Annotated in this window: 17 protein-coding genes; 10 read left to right on the forward strand and 7 right to left on the reverse strand. The window is 50.4% G+C overall.

Going from position 1 to position 19644, the window contains the following annotated elements; all coding sequences use genetic code 11:
- Nucleotides 1-9: 9 nt before the first annotated feature.
- Nucleotides 10-612 carry a thiol:disulfide interchange protein DsbA/DsbL gene (locus tag CBP31_RS07645; RefSeq protein ID WP_087036011.1) on the forward strand — a complete coding sequence of 201 codons (603 nt, stop codon included), beginning with the start codon at nucleotides 10-12 and terminating at the stop codon, nucleotides 610-612.
- Between the two features lie 67 nt (nucleotides 613-679).
- On the opposite strand, the gene CBP31_RS07650 is transcribed toward CBP31_RS07645, so the two are convergent.
- Nucleotides 680-979: a hypothetical protein gene (locus tag CBP31_RS07650; protein WP_174664627.1), complete on the reverse strand. Its 300-nt coding sequence runs from the start codon at nucleotides 977-979 to the stop codon at nucleotides 680-682.
- A gap of 47 nt (nucleotides 980-1026) precedes the next feature.
- A complete protein-coding gene (locus tag CBP31_RS07655) occupies nucleotides 1027-2538 on the reverse strand; it encodes a YifB family Mg chelatase-like AAA ATPase (protein WP_087036013.1) in 1512 nt (503 codons plus the stop codon).
- Between the two features lie 381 nt (nucleotides 2539-2919).
- Here CBP31_RS07655 and ilvG point away from each other — a divergent pair, with 381 nt between their 5' ends.
- The 6 genes from ilvG to CBP31_RS07685 all read left to right on the forward strand — a co-directional run bounded on the left by ilvG (nucleotide 2920) and on the right by CBP31_RS07685 (nucleotide 10296).
- Nucleotides 2920-4578 carry an acetolactate synthase 2 catalytic subunit gene (gene ilvG, locus CBP31_RS07660; RefSeq protein WP_087038664.1) on the forward strand — a complete coding sequence of 553 codons (1659 nt, stop codon included), beginning with the start codon at nucleotides 2920-2922 and terminating at the stop codon, nucleotides 4576-4578.
- 2 nt (nucleotides 4579-4580) lie between these two features.
- Nucleotides 4581-4835 carry an acetolactate synthase 2 small subunit gene (gene ilvM, locus CBP31_RS07665; RefSeq protein WP_087036015.1) on the forward strand — a complete coding sequence of 85 codons (255 nt, stop codon included), beginning with the start codon at nucleotides 4581-4583 and terminating at the stop codon, nucleotides 4833-4835.
- A 141-nt stretch (nucleotides 4836-4976) separates the two neighbouring features.
- Nucleotides 4977-6827: a dihydroxy-acid dehydratase gene (gene ilvD / locus CBP31_RS07670; RefSeq protein WP_087036017.1), complete on the forward strand. Its 1851-nt coding sequence runs from the start codon at nucleotides 4977-4979 to the stop codon at nucleotides 6825-6827.
- Nucleotide 6828: 1 nt separating this feature from the next.
- A complete protein-coding gene (gene ilvA, locus CBP31_RS07675; RefSeq protein ID WP_087036019.1) occupies nucleotides 6829-8382 on the forward strand; it encodes a threonine ammonia-lyase, biosynthetic in 1554 nt (517 codons plus the stop codon).
- Between the two features lie 205 nt (nucleotides 8383-8587).
- Entirely contained in the window at nucleotides 8588-9433 is an 846-nt protein-coding gene (locus CBP31_RS07680) for an urea transporter (RefSeq protein ID WP_087036021.1), read from the forward strand.
- Entirely contained in the window at nucleotides 9430-10296 is an 867-nt protein-coding gene (locus tag CBP31_RS07685; protein ID WP_087036024.1) for an NAD(P)-dependent oxidoreductase, read from the forward strand. The genes CBP31_RS07680 and CBP31_RS07685 overlap by 4 nt, the downstream gene beginning before the upstream one ends.
- A 395-nt stretch (nucleotides 10297-10691) precedes the next feature.
- Here the strand turns inward: CBP31_RS07685 and CBP31_RS07690 are convergent, their stop codons facing one another.
- The 4 genes from CBP31_RS07690 to hemC are packed head-to-tail and all read right to left on the reverse strand — an operon-like array spanning nucleotide 10692 to nucleotide 14988.
- A complete protein-coding gene (locus CBP31_RS07690; RefSeq protein ID WP_087036027.1) occupies nucleotides 10692-11933 on the reverse strand; it encodes a heme biosynthesis HemY N-terminal domain-containing protein in 1242 nt (413 codons plus the stop codon).
- A 10-nt stretch (nucleotides 11934-11943) separates the two neighbouring features.
- Nucleotides 11944-13320, reverse strand: coding sequence for a uroporphyrinogen-III C-methyltransferase (locus CBP31_RS07695; protein ID WP_227874963.1), 1377 nt, complete (start codon nucleotides 13318-13320; stop codon nucleotides 11944-11946).
- Nucleotides 13304-14062 (reverse strand): uroporphyrinogen-III synthase, encoded by a 759-nt coding sequence (locus CBP31_RS07700; RefSeq protein WP_087036029.1) that lies wholly within the window; start codon nucleotides 14060-14062, stop codon nucleotides 13304-13306. Before CBP31_RS07700 ends, CBP31_RS07695 begins: the two co-directional genes overlap by 17 nt.
- Nucleotides 14059-14988, reverse strand: a complete 930-nt coding sequence (gene hemC / locus CBP31_RS07705; protein ID WP_087036031.1) for a hydroxymethylbilane synthase — start codon at nucleotides 14986-14988, stop codon at nucleotides 14059-14061. The genes CBP31_RS07700 and hemC overlap by 4 nt, the downstream gene beginning before the upstream one ends.
- A 196-nt stretch (nucleotides 14989-15184) precedes the next feature.
- Between hemC and CBP31_RS07710 the strand changes: the two genes are divergently transcribed.
- Nucleotides 15185-17680 carry a class I adenylate cyclase gene (locus CBP31_RS07710; protein ID WP_227874964.1) on the forward strand — a complete coding sequence of 832 codons (2496 nt, stop codon included), beginning with the start codon at nucleotides 15185-15187 and terminating at the stop codon, nucleotides 17678-17680.
- Between the two features lie 183 nt (nucleotides 17681-17863).
- On the opposite strand, the gene cyaY is transcribed toward CBP31_RS07710, so the two are convergent.
- On the reverse strand, nucleotides 17864-18175 hold the full coding sequence (gene cyaY / locus CBP31_RS07715; protein ID WP_087036039.1) for an iron donor protein CyaY: 312 nt from the start codon (nucleotides 18173-18175) through the stop codon (nucleotides 17864-17866).
- 72 nt (nucleotides 18176-18247) lie between these two features.
- Here cyaY and lptM point away from each other — a divergent pair, with 72 nt between their 5' ends.
- Complete coding sequence (gene lptM, locus CBP31_RS15945) at nucleotides 18248-18370, forward strand: LPS translocon maturation chaperone LptM (RefSeq protein ID WP_407668735.1); 123 nt, start codon at nucleotides 18248-18250, stop codon at nucleotides 18368-18370.
- Between the two features lie 11 nt (nucleotides 18371-18381).
- On the forward strand, nucleotides 18382-19638 hold the full coding sequence (gene lysA, locus CBP31_RS07720; protein ID WP_087036041.1) for a diaminopimelate decarboxylase: 1257 nt from the start codon (nucleotides 18382-18384) through the stop codon (nucleotides 19636-19638).
- Nucleotides 19639-19644: the final 6 nt, after the last annotated feature.

Below are 19644 nucleotides of genomic sequence, written 5' to 3' on the forward strand. Positions count from 1 at the left end.
GGATTAACTATGAAAAAGTATATTTTTATCGTGTGTGCCTTACTGATGGCTCCTTTAGCGAATGCGGCTAATGATTTTAAAGAAGGCGTTGAGTATAAAGTAGTACAAGAAGTGGCCAGTAATGAGCCTGTGGTATCGGAGTTCTTCTCTTATGTTTGCCCTCATTGCGATAGCTTTGAGCCGTTAATGGCTAAGCTTGAAGCGCGTATTCCTGATATGCAATTGAAAAAGATCCCCGTTGCGTTCTTGGGTGGGGACATGGGCCCTGTCTTGCAGCGTGCGCATGGCGCGGCTGCATTATTGAAAGCAGAAGATAAAATAGCGCCTGTGCTGTTTGATGCGATGATCCGCGCAAAGAAAAAGCCTAATAACCTTAAGGATATTAAAGCCTTATTTGTAGCTAATGATATTGCAGCGGAAAAGTTTGATAGCGTGGTTAATAGCTTCGTGCTAAATGGCATGATTGGCCAATACGATAAAGCTACGCAACGCTTTGATATCCGCAGCACACCCACTGTGATCGTAAAAGATAAATATGAGCTTGATATGAGCGAGATTGGTTCAGAAGAGCGTTTTTATCAAGTAGTAGAATACTTACTTGCTAAAGATTAAGGTTTATTAGTTAAGTAAAGTAATCAGCCCATGATATGTACTATCATGGGCTTTTTTAATGGCTTTATTAAGCCTGCTTTTTATTAATAGAGTGTACGTTATGAAACGTATCTTCTTGATAATGCTTATCTTGTTGTTGCCAGTGCAGAGTGGGTAGCTGGAATAAGTAGAACTTATCTCGGCTTGCGCCTGATACAAAGCCCATTCCTTTCAGGGTTAATTCATAATGAATATCAGTCACAAACTCTTGGTTAAAATGTTGTCGGTTAGATAAGGTAGTGATGTCGTCTCTCGTTAAGTAGACGCCCTCGGGCACGTTCTTAAAGCGCTCGTGCAACCAAACTGCAAACTCCTTTGCACTTTTCATAATTAACTCCTTATTATTATTTGTGCCACCTCTTTAGTTATAGCAGTTTAAAACTGCAGCTGCTGTATGAGTCGGTCCATGGCGCGATAACCCAGTGCTTCAATTAAGTGTTGGCGGTTAATGTCTGTTTTATGTTCTAAGTCGGCTATGGTGCGCGCTACGCGGATTAGCTTATGCCAGGCGCGGATAGAGAGTTTCATACGATGCAGCGCTTGTTCTAGAAACTCAGCATCCGCTTGGTTGAGTGGGCAATAGCGCTCTAATTCTGCGGCACTTAATCTGGCGTTAGTTTTGCCGGCGCGCAGTAGCTGTCGTTCACGAGCGGCCAGTACCCGTTTGCGAATTTCAGTAGACGACTCAGCTTTAGCTCTGGGCCTGCTCAGTTCGCCGGGGGGCAGTAAAGACACCTCTACCGATAAATCAAAGCGGTCTAAGAAGGGGCCAGATATTTTATTGAGGTAGCGCAGTATTTGCTCCGGTGAGCTGCGGCTGTAGCCGTCTTGATAATGGCCGCAGGGGCTAGGGTTCATGGCGGCGATAAGTTGAAAACAGGCAGGAAAAGTCACACTGCGGGCGGCGCGGGCAATCGAAATTACATGGGTTTCGAGGGGCTCGCGCAAAGCATCCAACACCCGGCGTTCAAATTCGGTGAGTTCATCTAAAAATAATACTCCATTATGAGCCAGTGAAATTTCTCCGGGCCGAGGAAAACTGCCACCGCCGACTAAGGCGACGGCAGAGGAAGAATGATGAGGTTGGCGAAAGGCGCGTAACCGCCAAGTGTGTGGCTCCAGGTTTTCGCCACAAATAGAGCGAATGGCGGCGATTTCTAGGGCCTCCTCTTCATTCATGGCGGGCAATAAACCGGGTAGACGGCTAGCCAGCATACTTTTACCGGTACCGGGTGGGCCCAAGAGCAATAAGTTGTGCTGACCGGCGGCGGCTATTTCTAGGGCGCGTTTACCGCCTTCTTGGCCGATCACGTCACACAAGTCGCTTATCTGCTCTGGTTCTTGCTCCTCGATGGCGCTGGGAGTGATTAGCTCAGCTTCTTGGCGTAACCAAGCGGTGATGGTTAACAGATGGCTGGCCAGCCTTGCAGGGCTCGGTTGGATCATGCCTGCTTCAGCGCCGTTATCTTCGGGCAATATGATGAAGCGTTGGCTATCGCGCGCCGCTAATACGGCCGGCAAAGCGCCCTTTATTGGCCTTAGAGCACCAGTGAGGGCGAGCTCGCCTAAGAATTCCAACTTATCTAGATTGGCGATGGGGATTTGCCCTGAGGCGGCTAAAACTGCCATGGCGATGGGTAAGTCGAAACGACCGCCTTCTTTGGGTAAATCTGCCGGTGCCAGATTGACGGTAATACGCCTAGCTGGGAACTCAAAGCCAGAGTTTAATAGCGCACTACGTACTCTGTCTCTGGCTTCTTTGACCGTAGTTTCAGGTAAACCAACAATATTAAAGGCGGGTAAGCCATTAGCAAGGTGAGCTTCCACTGTCACTAAGGGTGCGGCCACACCTAAACTGGCGCGAGCAAAAACTACGGCGAGTGACATCCTAGTCTCCCTGATATTTTGTTTTTGATAATTAAATATTTGCAGTTTTTTTAACTAGCTTTTCCCTTGCTGTTAAGTGACTCATTTAGGTTTATAGATCAAGAAAGTCTTGTTTAGTCTAGTTCATCATGCTAGTTCTATAGGCCAGCTTGAGTAGATGGTTCTGGCTCAGCACCCTATTGAGAGAACGGTGAGATGAATTTATTAGACTATTTCGTCAACATTATTGTGGTCCTAGTGGTGATTATTATATCTCCGCTCGGGGTACTTTGGTCTGACGAAAAATAATTTCACCGACAGACGAAACGTAAAACCCCCGAGCACATTGCTCGGGGGTTTTTTTTTAACCGGCTTTGGTACTAACAGATGGACAGTAATAAGATGAATGGCGCACAGTATATCGTTCAAACCTTAAAACAGCAGGGAGTCACCCAAATCTTCGGTTACCCCGGCGGCGCTATTATGCCGCTTTATGACGCCTTGTATGATGGTGGTGTAGACCATCTGTTGTGCCGCCATGAGCAGGCAGCCGCGTTGGCAGCTGTGGGTTATGCCAGAGCCAGTGGTCAGGTAGGTGTGTGTATGGCCACCTCAGGCCCTGGCGCCACTAACCTGATCACCGGTCTGGCCGATGCCATGCTCGATTCTATCCCTCTGGTGGCCATTACCGGCCAAGTGCCGATGTCGGCCATTGGTACTGATGCCTTCCAAGAAGTGGACGTGCTGGGCATGTCACTGTCGTGCACTAAGCACTCTTACTTAGTGGAAAATGTGGAAGACTTAGGTGCCATTATTGCCGAGGCATTTGAGGTGGCGCGCTCCGGTCGCCCGGGTCCTGTACTCATTGATGTGCCAAAAAATATCCAAGTAGCTTTAGTTGAGCCTAAAACCACGCCGGTTTTCAATACCGATCCGAACCCCTTAGACGCGCAAGCACTGGCCGAGGCACAGCAGTTATTGGCCAATGCCAAGCAGCCTATTTTGTACGTAGGCGGCGGTGTGGGCATGGCAAATGCCGTGGCAGAATTGCGTGCTTTTGCTAAGCGTACAGAGATTCCTATGGTGACTACGCTGAAGGGCATCGGCACTCTGGATCCCGATGACGAACTATTTTTAGGCATGCTGGGCATGCACGGAACAAAAGCCGCCAATCTGGCTGTTCAACAGAGTGATCTGCTGTTAGTGGTGGGCGCCCGTTTCGACGACCGCGTAACTGGCAAACTGGACGCTTTTGCGGTGAATGCCAAGGTTATCCACCTTGATAAAGACGCCTCTGAGTTTGGTAAGGTGCGCCACGCTCAAGTCAGTATTAATGCCGAGCTTGCTACTGTGCTCCCTTTGCTGGCGAATGCTAAAATAAGCGCCGATAAACTTGCCATAGACCCATGGCGCGAGCACTGTCAGGCCCTTAAAGCTGAGCATGCGTGGCGCTACGATCATCCTGGTACGGCCATTTATGCCCCCTTGATGTTAAGCCAGTTGAGTGCCGCCTTGGACGACAGCGCCATGGTCAGCTGTGACGTAGGCCAGCACCAAATGTGGGTGGCGCAACATATGCGTTTTACCAGCCCGCGTAATCACCTGAGTAGCTCAGGCCTTGGCACCATGGGTTTTGGTTTGCCTGCTGCTATTGGTGCTAAGTTGGCTCGCCCTCAAGACCAGTCGGTATTGGTGTCTGGCGATGGTTCTTTTATGATGAACGTACAAGAGCTGGGCACATTGAAGCGTGCGCAATTGCCGGTGAAAATGGTGTTACTCGATAACCAGCGCTTAGGCATGGTGCGCCAGTGGCAAGAATTGTTCTTCGATGGGCGTTATAGTGAAACCATTTTAACCGATAACCCGGATTTTGTGGCCATGGCGGCCGCCTTTGAAATTCCGGGTGAAACCATTACCTGTAAAGCAGACGTAGAGCCTGCCATACAACGCATGCTGGCGGCCGATAGCGCCTATTTATTGCATGTGCGAATTTCTGAGCAAGAAAACGTTTGGCCCTTGGTGCCGCCCGGCGTTCCTAATGACCAGATGATGGAGAAGTAAGTATGAACCAATATCAGTTGCAGGTAACTGCCCAGTTTCGCCCTGAAGTACTCGAAAGAGTATTGCGCCTGACTCGTCACCGCGGCTTTCGCGTTGCTCAGATGGATATGACTACCCAAGGCGCGAATCTCGTCATTAATATGCTGGTTGAGAGCGAGCGCGCTGTAGAATTACTCAGCCGCCAGTTAGAAAAACTGTTAGATGTGACCTTGGTCCAAGTGTTAGAAGAAGCGCAAGCGCTCAAGAAAATAGCTTAAATATAGCGCCAAGCTAAGAAAAACGGCCGCTGTCAGTCTTTAGTTTCAGGCTTACAGCTGCTCGCTATATTTTAAATTTTAGAGATAGGCGTCGCCTAGTAGATGGCGCCTGTATTACTCACATTGTTAGGAATATTAAGAATGCCAAAGTATCGTTCCGCCACCACTACTCACGGCCGTAATATGGCCGGTGCTCGCGCCCTGTGGCGTGCAACAGGCATGACCGAAGAAGATTTCGGCAAACCCATTATTGCGGTAGTGAACTCCTTTACCCAGTTTGTACCGGGCCACGTGCACCTCAAAGACATGGGCCAATTAGTGGCGCGGGAAATAGAAGCAGCCGGCGGTGTTGCTAAAGAATTCAACACTATAGCTGTCGATGATGGCATCGCCATGGGCCACGGCGGCATGCTGTACAGCTTGCCTAGCCGTGACCTGATCGCCGATTCTGTGGAATATATGGTTAATGCCCACTGTGCCGATGCCATGGTGTGTATTTCTAACTGTGACAAGATCACTCCCGGCATGCTGATGGCAGCATTGCGGGTGAATATTCCGGTGATCTTCGTCTCCGGTGGCCCGATGGAAGCGGGTAAGACCAAGCTGTCTGATCAAATCATCAAGCTCGACTTGGTTGATGCCATGATCCAAGGCGCCGATCCCACCGTGAGTGATGCTCAAAGTGAGCAAACTGAGCGTAGCGCTTGCCCTACTTGCGGCTCTTGTTCTGGCATGTTTACTGCCAACTCCATGAACTGCTTAACCGAAGCACTGGGTTTATCTCAGCCTGCTAACGGCTCTTTGCTGGCCACCCACGCGGATCGCGAGCAGTTATTTAAGTCTGCTGGTCATCGTATCGTTGAGTTGACTAAGCGCTACTACGAGCAAGACGACGCCTCTGCTTTACCGCGGAGCATTGCTACTAAAGCCGCCTTTGAAAACGCCATGGTATTAGACGTGGCCATGGGTGGTTCGACCAACACCGTACTGCACCTGCTGGCCGCCGCGCATGAAGCAGGCGTAGATTTCACCATGGCCGATATCGACCAGCTATCTCGTAAAGTACCGCAGCTGTGTAAAGTGGCACCTTCTACCCCTAAATATCATATGGAAGACGTGCACCGTGCCGGTGGTGTTATGGGTATTTTGGGTGAGCTGGCCCGTGCCGGTTTACTGCACACCGAACTGCCAACGGTAATGGGCATGACCTTGGCTGAACAGTTAGCCAAGTACGACATTATGGTCACCGAAGACGAAGCGGTAAAAACCATGTTCCGCGCCGGTCCGGCTGGTATTCGTACCGTTAAAGCCTTCAGCCAAGATTGCCGCTGGCCCACACTGGATGATGACCGCGCCGAAGGTTGTATCCGCAGCCTAGAGCACGCTTACAGTTTAGAAGGCGGCTTGGCCGTACTGTCTGGTAACTTGGCCGTTGACGGTTGTATTGTGAAGACCGCCGGCGTGTCCGACGATAACTTAGTATTCCGTGGTCCGGCGCGCATCTATGAGTGCCAAGACAGCGCAGTAGAAGGCATCTTGGGCGGTCAAGTGAAAGCCGGTGACGTAGTGGTTATTCGCTACGAAGGCCCGAAAGGCGGGCCGGGTATGCAAGAAATGCTCTATCCGACCACCTATTTGAAGTCGATGGGCTTGGGCACTAAGTGTGCGCTGATCACCGACGGTCGCTTCTCTGGTGGTACTTCTGGCTTGTCTATCGGTCACGTTTCGCCAGAAGCCGGCAGTGGCGGTACTATTGGCCTAGTAGAAAACGGCGACATCATCGATATCGATATTCCGGGCCGCAGCATAATACTGGATGTGTCTGATGCCGAGTTAGCGACTCGTCGCGCGGCTATGGATGCCAAAGGCGAGCAAGGCTGGCGCCCTGTAGACCGCCAGCGTGAAGTGTCCTTCTCATTACGCGCTTATGCGTCATTGGCGACCAGTGCTGACAAAGGTGCGGTACGCGATATCAGCAAACTGGGGGGATAAGATGGTACAACCGGCATTGAAAGAAGCCGCCGCATTACGCTCTGCGAGCGAGTATTTACGTCGTATCTTGCTGTCTCCGGTATATGAGGCCGCAAGGGTGACGCCTTTGACGCCCCTGAAGAAAATTTCTGAGCGTTTAGGCCACTCGGTATCGCTAAAGCGGGAAGACATGCAGCCCGTGCATTCTTTCAAGCTAAGGGGTGCTTATAACAAGATTGCGCAGTTAAGCCCTGAGCAACTGCAAGCCGGGGTGATTGCCGCCTCGGCCGGCAATCATGCCCAAGGGGTGGCGCTGTCTGCTGCCAAGCTTGGCATTAAAGCCACCATAGTGATGCCGGTCGTGACACCGGATATTAAGATAGATTCGGTACGCGGTTTTGGCGGTAAGGTGATTTTGCACGGTAATAACTTCGATGAAGCTTATGCCCGTTGCTTAGAGCTGGCTGAAGAGCATCAGCTGACACTGATCCCGCCGTTTGACGATCCGGATGTGATTGCCGGCCAAGGCACCATAGGCCGAGAATTACTGGAGCAAGACACCCGCTTAACTCACGTTTTTGTGCCGGTGGGTGGCGGTGGTTTGGCGGCAGGCGTGGCTGTGTATATTAAACAGCTATTGCCACAGGTGAAGGTAATCGGCGTAGAAGCCGAAGGCTCTGCTTGTTTGAATGCAGCGCTGAAAGCCGGTGAAATTGTCACCCTAGACCGCGTTAGCACCTTTGCCGATGGTGTGGCGGTAAAGCGCATGGGCACGGAAACCTTTCGCCTGTGTCAGCAGTATTTAGATGGCGTGGTCACCGTTACTTCAGATGAAATCTGTGCTGCGGTGAAGGATATTTTTGAAGACACCCGCGCCATTGCCGAGCCTTCGGGCGCGCTGGCGCTGGCGGGATTGAAAAAATACAGCCAAGCGGGAGATTATTCCCATGCGCGCATGGCCGCCATCTTAAGTGGTGCTAACGTGAATTTTCATTCTTTGCGTTACGTGTCTGAGCGTTGTGAGCTGGGCGAGAAGCGTGAAGGTTTGCTGGCGGTCACTATTCCTGAACGAAAGGGTGCCTTTGTGGCCTTTTGTGAAGTGCTGGGTAATCGTATGGTGACGGAGTTTAACTATCGTTATTCATCAGACAACAAGGCGGCGGTATTAGTGTCGGTGCGTCTCACTGATGGCGATCGCGAGTTAACCCAGATCATTATGGAGCTAGAGCAGTCGGGCTATCAAGTGGCCAATATGACGGACAACGATTTAGCTAAATCTCATGTGCGTTATATGGTGGGTGGTCGCCCGCCTAAAGCCTTGCATGAGCGCTTATATAGCTTTCGTTTTCCTGAGCAGCCTGGTGCCTTAATGCGCTTCTTAAACACCTTAGGCACGCGTTGGAACATTAGCCTGTTTCACTATCGTAACCAAGGAGCTGAGTTTGGCCGTGTGCTCTGTGCGTTTGAGCTGCCGGATGCGGAGTTGTCTTACTTCGAACAGTACTTGGTGGAGTTAGGTTATCGTTGGGATGATGTAACAGAAGATGCAGCCTACGAGTTCTTCTTGGCACACTAATTTGCAATGACAGTGAAGGGTGAGGCGTGAAGAGTAAACCTGAGACGAGCGTGCTCTGGTCTCTTTCTCCTCACCCTTTACACTTCACCCCTCACGGTTATCCATTACACTCCATTAACATTGTATACATTTTTTTGTTGAAAAAAGGACCGATTACTGTTCTACTTTGACTCGTTTCTTAACTTCTCTTCAGGGTTTCCAAGTCATGGCTCTGTTGTCTGCCTTGCTGGCTTCTATTAGTCAGATCTATTTTGTTAATCGTCGATTATCCGGTTTATTGATTACGCTAGGTGTGTTGTGGACGGCTCCTTTTATGGGGCTCTCAATGCTGATCGCCACTTTTAGTGCCGTGTTGCTGGCCCAGCTGCTTAAGTTTAATCCTGTATTGCAAGCGGAAGGTTGCTACGGCTTCAATGCGGCTTTGGTGGGCTTATCACTGGCGTTGTTCGCACCGCCCAGCTTGTGGGTATTGGTAGCTTCTGTTGTGTTGGGCGGACTCTCATGCTTAATGTATGCGTTTTGGATCAAGAGATTTAAGATTTCTTGTTACACCCTTCCTTTTAACCTATTGATTTTGCCTTGGTTATATTGGAACGGCCAACGCTTAGCCGATGAAGTGCCCAGCGATTATGAGTTTTCACTATCTGCCATCGGCCAAGTGATATTTTTACCGGATACGGTGCCGGCCATTATGGTGTGCGCGGCCTTATTGCTGGCCGGCATAGGCATGCTAGGCTGGGCCTTTGTGGGTGCTGTTATTGCCAGTGGTACCGCCACTTTTCTGTTAATCAATCCCGATTATATTAACTTTGGTCTGACCGGTTATAACGGTGTATTAGCGGCTATTGCCATGTTTTGGCATCAGTTTAAGCCCGGTTGGAGCATAGCGGCCGCCGTACTCGCTGGTTTAATGACCGCCTTAATGCTGAAAACTGGCTTGCCGATGTTAACCATGCCGTTTGTACTGGCGTGTTGGTTATGTTTTGCTACACATAGTGGATTTTGCTATTTCCAGCGTAAATATATGCCGAATAAGGAGCACTTATCATGAAACTAGGATTTATTGGTATTGGCTTAATGGGCAATCCCATGACCCAGCGGTTATTAGCGGCTGGTTTCGCGGTTACAGTCTGGAACCGCAGTGCCGATAAGTTAGCCGAGGTGAAAGCCGCTGGCGCAACCGTCGCTAACTCTATCACTGAGCTGGTTGAGCAGGTGGATGTTATCTTGCTGTGCGTGGCTAACACCGAAGTGGTAGAGACGGTGGTATTTGGTGCTGGTGGTGTCGTCGAAAAGGGCCGCGCTGATCAGCTGTTAGTGGATTTTTCTAGTTCAGACCCGACCGCTACTCGCGAGTTTGCCGCCAAGCTAAAAGACGCCTGCGGCATGAATTGGGTAGACTCTCCGGTTTCTGGTGGTGTAGTGGGTGCCGAACAAGGCACGCTAGCCATTATGTGTGGCGGTGAGGCGGCAGATATCGCGCGTATTCAGCCAATTTTAGCGCCGTTATCACAGCGCTCCACCCACATGGGGCCAGTCGGTGCCGGCCAAGTCACTAAAGTCTGTAATCAGATGATAGTGGGCTGTAACTTAATGGTGTTGGCGGAGATGATGGCATTAGCCAAGGCTTGCGGCGTGGCAGCGGATAAGATTCCTGAAGCGCTAGCTGGCGGTTTTGCCGACTCTAAGCCGATGCAGATCACAGGCCCGTTAATGGCCGCTGAGTCAGATCCCGATCCTAAGTGGCATGTACGCACGCTGCTAAAAGACTTAGATATGGCCGTTAGCCAAAGCAAGCTCGAAGGCACCGCCGTGCCTATGTCTGGCTTGGCAGCACAATTAATGCGTCAACACGGCAGCAAAGGCTTCTTAGAGCGCGACCCAGCAACGCTTATCAAGTTATACAAAGATTAATCACCAGTTGAACAAGATTAGATAAAGGAGCCGCAAGGCTCCTTTTTTGTTGGCTAAGAGCCAAACAATATAATATCAAATACTAAATATTTCTCGCCACGAAATCCGCAGGGTAGCCTGGTTTTTGTAGGGTCGAATTTATTCGACCGTTTTTGGATCCGTTTATTTTTTGTGCCGTGCCAAACTTTTTGGTCGATTGAAATCGACCCTACAGACCCCCTCTTTGGGCATTACCCATTAACATTTTCAGATTTATTCTCTATTTTTCCGTGGGTTCCGCGGATTCCGTTGCGAAGATTTTTAAGGTCTGGGTTTGGTGTGGGTTCTAACTCTTAACCACACTAAAATAAAAAGGAGCCTTGCGGCTCCTTTTTCGTCTCTAGTGATCACTACTTTTAGTGTGCAGCTGCTACTGCTGTCACCTTATCTTCAGGAACCTGTTTTTCTGACACTACAGCAACGGCTGTGCCGAGTGCTAGGCTTCGGCGATAGTAATCGTTAGCTTGGCTGACCTCTTCACGTTGCTCGGCTAAGCCCGCCAGTAAGATGTAATCAGCAGGTGTAGGCTGCAAACTGATGGCTTGCTGCAAGTGTTGCTCGGCCTGCTTAGGCTTATCATCTTTCAAGTACAACTGGCCTAAGGCCGAGTGTAATTGGGCAGAAGATTGCTTCTTGGCCTTTTTCTCAAGGTTAGTCAGCAACGGATGATAGTCGCTTAGCTGTAACTGCGTCATGCATGCTAAGAGTCGAGGGTCTGACTCTTTATTGATGCCTTCTAACAATAACTGCTGCGCTTCTTGATGGGCTTTCAAAGCAATTAACCGCTCACACAAAGGCACCAAAATATCCGCTTGATACTTCTCTTTACGCGAGAGACCTTGCCACAAGTTAATTAAGCCGGCACTGCCTTCGGTATTGGCCACGTTATCAAACCAGCCCGCGTAAGCCTGTTGCTTGAGCGCTTGCTGCTCACTCGCTTCAATCAACCCTTGGCTGGCTAACGCATCCAGCGTGGTCATCAGCTCAGGCCATTGGCCGGTCGCTAAATACACGTCTTTTTGCAACTTAAGTAGCGCCGGATGGCTGCCATATTCTTGGTTTAACTGCTGTACACCGGCCAAGGCTAATTCAAATTGGCCTTCTTGATACTGCAAGCGGGTTTGCGTTAAGCCCACCGCTAAACCGGCACCGGGGTTATGCTGCTGCGCTAAACGCAGATAATCATCGCGCTTAGTGTCATGACCCAATGCCTGAGCGGCAGTAGCAGCATTGAGGTAGTTAAGCAGTGCTAAATCATTACCCTTCGCGCCTTTGAGCAGCATTTTTTCCGCTACCGCATAGTCTTCAGCTACCAAGGCTTGCATGCCGCTTTGGGTGTAGTTCAGCGCCTTACGGCGGCGGCGACCTACAAACCAGCTGCGGGTTTTATGGCCTAAGCCAAAAATGCGGCCCAGCAGCCATTCAATAAACAGCAGCAGCATATAAAACAGCACTATGCCCACTAAAAATACCGTGGCCGTGGTTTCAATGGTGTAATTACCCACCGCTAACAGTGCATAGCCTTGCTGACCGCTAATGTTAGGCCCAATAATGAGGCCGGCGGCCAGGATGGCGATGATAATCGCAAGACGTATCATGGACTTCCCCTTACTGGCCAGTTAACAGGCGTTGTAATCTGTCATCCAACAGCTGCTTCAAGTTATCTTGAGCACTAAACTGCTGTGGATATTCGACTTTGATTTGTTGACCGCGTAACTGCTCGATTTGCTCCAGCATAAATTGACGCACGCTGTCATCAGCAAAGTAGGTAGTTAACCAGTCGCCAGCTTGCTCAAGCGCACTGTCATAGATTTCTTGCTGATCACGATAGATCGCCAGCTGTGCTTGTAACAGCGTGCCTTTGAGGTTCTCGCTTAAGTACCAATGCTGCTGCGGTGATAACAGTGCATCTACCTTGCCATCGCGGCGGCGCACGGTGACAAAATCATCACTGAAGCTTGACCAGCTTTTCTTTAAGTTCTCTTTCCAGTCACTCACCGAGCCTGAAACGGTAAAGTCCGGCTCTGCCGCTTGCGCCAAGATCACGCCGTCTAACTTCAGCTTATCCACTTGATTGCTGATGCTATTGAGCTTGATAACTAGGCCTTCGCGGTCGACTTTCGGTACCGATTTAATGGCGGCAATGTCTTCTGCTAATGCGCGGCGTACCGGCGCTAGGCTGGGGTCGTTCACGGCCGCTAAGCGCTCGTCCGCATTGGCCAGCATCATGGCGGCAGACACACCGTCTTGTTCTAACCACAATTTACGACCCGCCATGCGTACTAAATACTCGGCTTCGGCCAGCATCCAGTCGTTAGGGCGCTTGGTGTCTAAGTCTAAAATTTTACGGGATAAGCCTTCGAGCTGCTCATTCACGCCATCTTGCTGGCTGGTCACACTGGCTAATTGCTTGGCCTGTTTACCTTCGGCAGCGCTAAGTGCGTCTTGTACTTGCTGCTGTTGCTGTTGCAACTGCTGCTGTAATTGCTTGACCTGCTCGGCTTGGGCGAGGGCTTGATTATGGCCATGCCAATACAAAATGGCGGCTAACAAGATGGCAATAATAATGGCGATAATGGCCAACACCTTGCCTGCGTTTGAGCTTTTAGGCTGCGCAGGCTCAACGGGCGGCGGTGGCGGAGCCGTAGCGCCGGCGGTGCTTTTAGCGTGAGCCGTGTTGCTGGCGGTTTCGTTTTTACTGAGCTTAGCGTCTGCAGGTTTTGAGCCGCTCGTTGAGCCCGCACTAGTGGTGCTCAATGTAGGCTCCGGCTTGACTGCGTCCGCTTTGGCATCGGTAGCGGTGGTAGGTTGTGCTTTGCCGCTGTCGGTAGTGTTTGCGGGGGCCATCGCAGGCGCGCTGGCACCTTTGCTGACCGCTGCCGTCAGTGGCGTCTTGTGTAGGTCAGCGGGTTTTTGGTTAGCAGATTGTTGCTCACCGGTCGCCGTATTATTATGCTGTTGCTTGTTATCAGTCTTGTCTGTCATTGGGGTTCCTCTCATCCAGAGCGGCAATCAGAGCCTGATTGGATGCACCTTCTGCATTTATGATCTGAGTGAAGCCCAGCTCCTTGGCTTCTTCTACTACGCGTATGCTGGGCACAATCAATAAACGGCTTAGCAGCCAGTCCTTTGCGCTGGCCGTTGCCAATTGCACAATATGGCTTAATAAACCACCACTGGTGATGATAATACTGTCCACGCCTTGGCTCTGCCAGCTTTTCACTAACTCTCCAGCGGGATCACTGCGGTATTGGCGCCGATATACTTCACAATAATCGACCCTCGCCCCGCGTCCAGTCAAGGTGGGCGCTATCATATGGCGGCCACCGTTACCGCGTAAAATAACTACGCGCCGCTCCGTTAACTCATCTAAACCAGGCAAGGCAATAATGCCCTCAGAGCGCGGATCGTCTGGCACTGCAGCGTCTAATATGCCCACGGCGGCAAAGGCATTGCCGGTGGCTTCTCCTACCGCAATATAGTGGGCCTTAGGCCAGGCTAAGCCTTTGCTCTGTAAGGCAGTATGCGTAAAGTTTACCGCTTGTACGCTGACCGCTATCACATAATCTTGGCTTGATAGCGGACTCAGTAATTCGGGCAGGCGGTCAAGCTCATTACCGTCCACAAAACTGAGCAAAGGGCTGGTCACCGGTTGGTGGCCGGCCGCAAGCAAAGCCTGGCTTAAACTACTGGCCTGAGGCTCGGGGCGCACCACCAACGGGATCATGACTCAACTACCTCGGCTAATATTTTATCGGCACCACGGGCGAGTAAACGCTTGGCCATTTCGGCACCCATTTCTTTACCTTGGGTGGCTGGGCCTGTCATTTCTTCATAAATCACTTCGCTGCCATCGGGGCGGCCGACTAAACCGCGCAACCACAGCTGGTCACCTTGCAGTTCTGCATATGCACCAATCGGCACTTGGCAACCACCCATTAAGCCTTTATTCATGGCGCGCTCCGCTTCTACGCGCAGGCGGCTTTCGTAATGATCTAATGGCGCCAATAATGCGAGTAATTCGGCGTCATCAACGCGGCATTCAATACCCACGGCACCTTGGCCATTGGCGGGTAAGCTGTCTTCTGGGCTCATTAAGCCGGCAATGCGGTCTTCAAGCTCTAAGCGCTTCAGGCCGGCGGCCGCCAAGATAATGGCATCGTATTCGCCGTCATCGAGTTTGCGCAAACGGGTTTGTACGTTGCCGCGCAGTACTTTAATTTCTAGATGCGGATAACGAGCGCGAATTTGGCATTCACGGCGCAAGCTGGCGGTACCCACTACCGCACCCGCAGGCAACTGCTCTAAATGGGTGTAGTTATTAGAAACAAAGGCATCGCGCGGATCTTCGCGCTCACAAATTACCGTTAAGCCTAAGCCTTCAGGAAATTCCACCGGCACGTCTTTCATGGAATGTACGGCGATGTCGGCTCTGCCTTCCAGCATGGCTTGCTCTAATTCTTTTATAAACAAGCCTTTGCCGCCAATTTTGGCCAACGGCGTGTCTAACAGCACGTCGCCTTTAGTGGTCATGGGTACCAGTTCAACGGTAATGTGCGGATGCAGCGCTTCCAGCTGCTCTTTAACGAAATGCGCCTGCCACAGGGCCAGCAGACTCTTGCGCGTAGCTATACGTATGGTGCGATTTGCCATTTGAATCTCTTCTCAATATCCACTAATGACTCGATATTATCATTCCTGTGCCGTCATTACAGGGGAGAAAGCCCCTTAGGCACTATCTTGAAGTGGATTGGTGCGACATATATTGTTCATCTATTGCCGAATTGTTACCATGATCACACTTTTGACTCGATTTGAGTCCGTGTCGGTCCACCAAAGGCCTGTACATTTGCACGAGAATTTTCATCAGCTCTTAGCGCGATGTGATCAGTTTAATGAGCAAAAACAAGCCCATGCCCTCGCGGTCATGAGCCGTTACGGGCAGCAAGTATTCCAACTACTGCCGGTGTTGCTGCATTACCATCACCCCCTGTTGCCTGGTTTCGTACCGGGCGATGTCCCTGCGGGTGTGTGCCAATTTTTACCTAATGCTCGCCAACAAGAATTTATTGATGACTTATGCCAAGCGGCCAACGGCCATCAAGGCTTGGAGTCTGGGCACAATGAAATTTTTGGCGTCTACTGCATGGGCAGTACTTCTTCCATTGGCCAAAGTCTGGACTCGGATCTCGATGTTTGGGTCTGCTATTCCCACACCATGGCGCCCGAGCGGGTGGCGTGGCTGCAACAAAAATGCCTGCTTATTTCCCAATGGGCCGCTCAGCGCCAAGTTGAGCTGAATCTGTTTTTGATCCCAGATAACAAGTTTCGTACCGATAATGAAGAGTCCGTCGCCGGCGAGAGCTGTGGCAGTGCCCAGCATTTGTTATTGCTGGACGAATTTTATCGCAGTCATTTGGTGATTGCCGGCAAACGCTTGGTGTGGATGTTCGCGCCGGGCCAACTGGGCCCGCGCTACGACAGTTTTGTGGCGGAGCAATTTGCCAACGGCACCCTGAATCATGATGAGTGGCTGGATTTAGGCGGCTTTGCCCGTATTCCGGCGGAAGAGTATTTTGGCTCTGCGCTGTGGCAGCTGTATAAAAGTATCGACTCGCCTTATAAAGCGGTGCTGAAAACCATACTAATGGAAGCCTATTCCCATGAGTATCCGGATACTCAGTTGTTGTGCCGAGATTTAAAAGGGCATTTACAGGACGCAGACCGGCTCGATGAGCGCCAAGATCACTATATGTTGATGTTGGAAAAGGTGACGGGGTATCTAAAGTCTATCGATGATGAAAAGCGCCTCGACTTAGTACGACGTTGTTTTTATTTGAAAATATCCCAAGGCGTGGATTTAAGCCAAGCGCGTTACGCTCGACGCCGTGAGCAAATTAAGCGTTTGATCGCAGCCTGGGAATGGCCGGCAGATAAAGTCGCCTTACTCAATAATCGTGATCATTGGAAAGTAGAGCAGGTGAGGCTGGCTTATAAAGAGCTGCTGGAAGCCTTAATGCACAGCTATCGTAATTTAATCCAGTTTGCCCAGCGTAACCGCATCAGCGAGTCGATTAACCCAGAAGATATCGGCATTTTATCGCGCAAGTTGTACGCCGCCTTCGAAAACCTGCCGGGCAAGGTGCAGTTGATAAATTTAGGCATAGCGCCAGACTTATCAGAGCTCAATATCAGCTTGGTGCAAGTGCCAGAAGAGCGCCTGCATGACGCAGGGTGGTATTTATATAAGCAAGGGCTGACCGCCACCGAGCTAATTGGCCGTAAGCCTTTAGAGCACAGCCGTTACGCCAGCAAATTGGTGGCCTGGGCGCATTTTAATGGCCTATTAACGCGCAACACTGAGCTGCAGCTGTTTAATCAAGATACGGACGTTAACTTACAGCATTTGCAGGAATTTGCTGGCGATCTGGCACGCTTCTTCCCGGTACGTGCGCCGGCACCCAGCAACTTGGCGCTCAGCCGACCCTGTGAAGTACGCGAGTTAGGTATTTTTCTGAATCTAGAACAAGACCCCACCGCTCAGTGGCGCAGCCGAGCCATTGAATTTACCACCAAAACCAGTGATCCCTTTAGCTTTGGCCAGCAACGAGAAAACTTGGTGGGCTCGATTGATGTCTTGTATCGCAACTCTTGGGATGAAATTCGCTCCTTACACTTCAGTGGCCCAGCGGCAATCCTTGAAGCCTTGACCGCTATCTTGGGCAAGATGCACCAAGGCGCCACACCGCCAGAAAGCGTGCAGATATTTTGTTACAGCCTGAACTTTCGCAGCCTGATCCGCACCCGTTTTGAGTTGTTAGTGAAAGAGTGCATCAGTTTACGGCTGGCGCGGGATCAAGGCAGCACTGTAAAAACCGTGCGTTTAGGCACAGAAGAGCACAGCATCTTCTTCGAACGTCGCGGCGTGAGTGTACAAAAACAAGCGGTGGTTGAGCCTGAACTGCGGTCATCTAGCTCTCACAGTAGTCTTAAGTTGGATCAGCAAATAGGCAAGCCGGTGCCAGATATCGTTGATGTGTATGCCAGCGAAGGCCTAATGCAATTTTTCTTCGAAGACAGCGGTGACGACTACAACCTGTATATTTTGGATGAAGCCAATCGAGTAGAGGTATATCGGCAGGTTTCTGGCAGTAAAGATGAACTGATACAAAGCATTAATCGGTTTTATGCTTCAAATCAACAAGGTGCGGGCCAAAGTCGCTTTGCACACTTTAATCTGCCTCAGTATTACGAGATAGTAGAAGAGCAAGGGCTGCAAAAAGTGCTGCCCTTTAAAACCAATAAAGAGGGCCGAGACGAAGCCTGCCCCTTCGGGGAGCGGTAAGCTCGAAGCCATAAAAGTTTTGCAACGGAACCCACAGAACACACGGAAAAATTAAGCTGAGATAAGATCGAAAAGTACATTTATCTGGTAAGACCTTACCAATTATATATTTCAAATCTGATCACTATTTTTCTGCGGATTCCGTTGCGAAGAGGTCTTGAGTGTTTAAGCTCTAGAGCTAGCTTACAGCGCTAGTGGTGTGTCACCTTGGCGCTGGGCCTGTAGGCTCAGCCAGCTGAGTAGCTCGTGGCCTTGGCGATTATCAATCCATTGCTCGTCTTTTAGGGCAAAGTGATGGCCGTTTTCACGGGTGGCGAGCCAGATTTGATGCAAGGGCTCTTGGCGATTAATCACGAATTTAACGTTATTTTCAAAGGTCAGCGTCATCACGCCGCCTATGGTTTCGCAATCTATATCGACACCACTGTTATCGATACTGGTTTCAATGTGTTGGTATATGGCGTCAGCCAAGGCATGAAACTCACTGTCTTTCATGATCCGCTTCCTATTGCTTTTGAGAATATGAATGAGATTATAAGAGCCTGGAAACATATTCACAGTCATCCTATGAAGATACTCAAGTTAACCACATTGATGGCATTATGCCTAAGTTTGTCGGCATGTGGCCTGAAAGGGCCGTTAACCTTGCCTGAAACGCAAGCCAATCCACCTCACGTTGAGCAGTCGTAAAGGAAAACACCTTGGATTATTTTAATTATCAGGAAGATGGCCGCCTTTACGGTGAAGCCTGCGATTTAACAGCACTGGCCGCACAGCACGGCACCCCCTTATATGTTTATTCACGCGCAACCTTAGAGCGCCATTGGCATGCTTTTGACCAAGCCGCCGGTGATTTTCCGCATCTTATTTGCTACGCGGTAAAAGCCAACTCTAACTTGGCCGTACTCGAGGTGCTGGCGCGCTTAGGCTCAGGTTTTGACATCGTTTCTAAAGGCGAGCTGTGCCGAGTGTTAGCCGCCGGTGGCGATGCTTCTAAAGTCGTTTTCTCTGGCGTGGGTAAGCGAGTAGACGAAATCGAGTTTGCGCTGGAAAAAAATATCTTCTGTTTTAACGTCGAATCCGTGGCCGAATTGTCACGTATTAACGAAGTAGCGGGCCGTATGGGCCGTGTGGCTCCGATATCAATCCGTGTAAATCCGGACATAGATGCAGGCACCCATCCTTATATTTCGACGGGTCTTAAAGAAAATAAGTTTGGTATTCCTATCGAGCAAGCCCAAGACATTTACCGCCATGCGGCTGAGATGAAAAACTTGGCCATTCACGGTTTGGATTGCCACATTGGCTCTCAGCTCACCGAAGTGGCGCCATTCTTAGAAGCGGTCGATAAATTATTAGTGCTGATTGATGCACTGGCCGCTGACGGCATTCACATTAAGCATCTGGATGTGGGCGGTGGCTTAGGCGTGCGTTATGACGACGAAACGCCACCGGAGCCAAAAGAATATGTGGCACAAATTAAAGCCAAGTTAGCCGACCGCAAGCTGACTTTAGTGTTTGAACCGGGCCGCGCCATTGCCGCCAATGCCGGCGTGTTATTGACCCGGGTTGAACATTTAAAGCCCGGCGAGGAAAAAAGCTTCGCCATTGTCGATGCAGCCATGAATGACTTAATTCGCCCAGCCTTATACAGCGCTTGGCAGGCCATAATTCCGGTAGATAGCACCTTAGAACGCCCATCTGCGGTATATGACGTAGTGGGCCCAATTTGTGAGACCGGTGACTTTATCGGTAAAGACCGTGAATTAGCGATTACCGAAGGCGACTTACTGGCGGTACGTTCAGCCGGTGCTTATGGCTTTGTGATGGCGTCTAATTACAACAGTCGTCCCCGCGGCGCCGAAATTATGGTTGATGGTGCCACTGCCACAGTAGTACGTGAGCGCGAACAACTTAACGATTTGTGGCGCGGTGAGCACTTGCTGCCCAAGGCTTAAGGGGAA

Source organism: Oceanisphaera profunda, assembly GCF_002157895.1.
GTDB lineage: Bacteria > Pseudomonadota > Gammaproteobacteria > Enterobacterales > Aeromonadaceae > Oceanimonas > Oceanimonas profunda.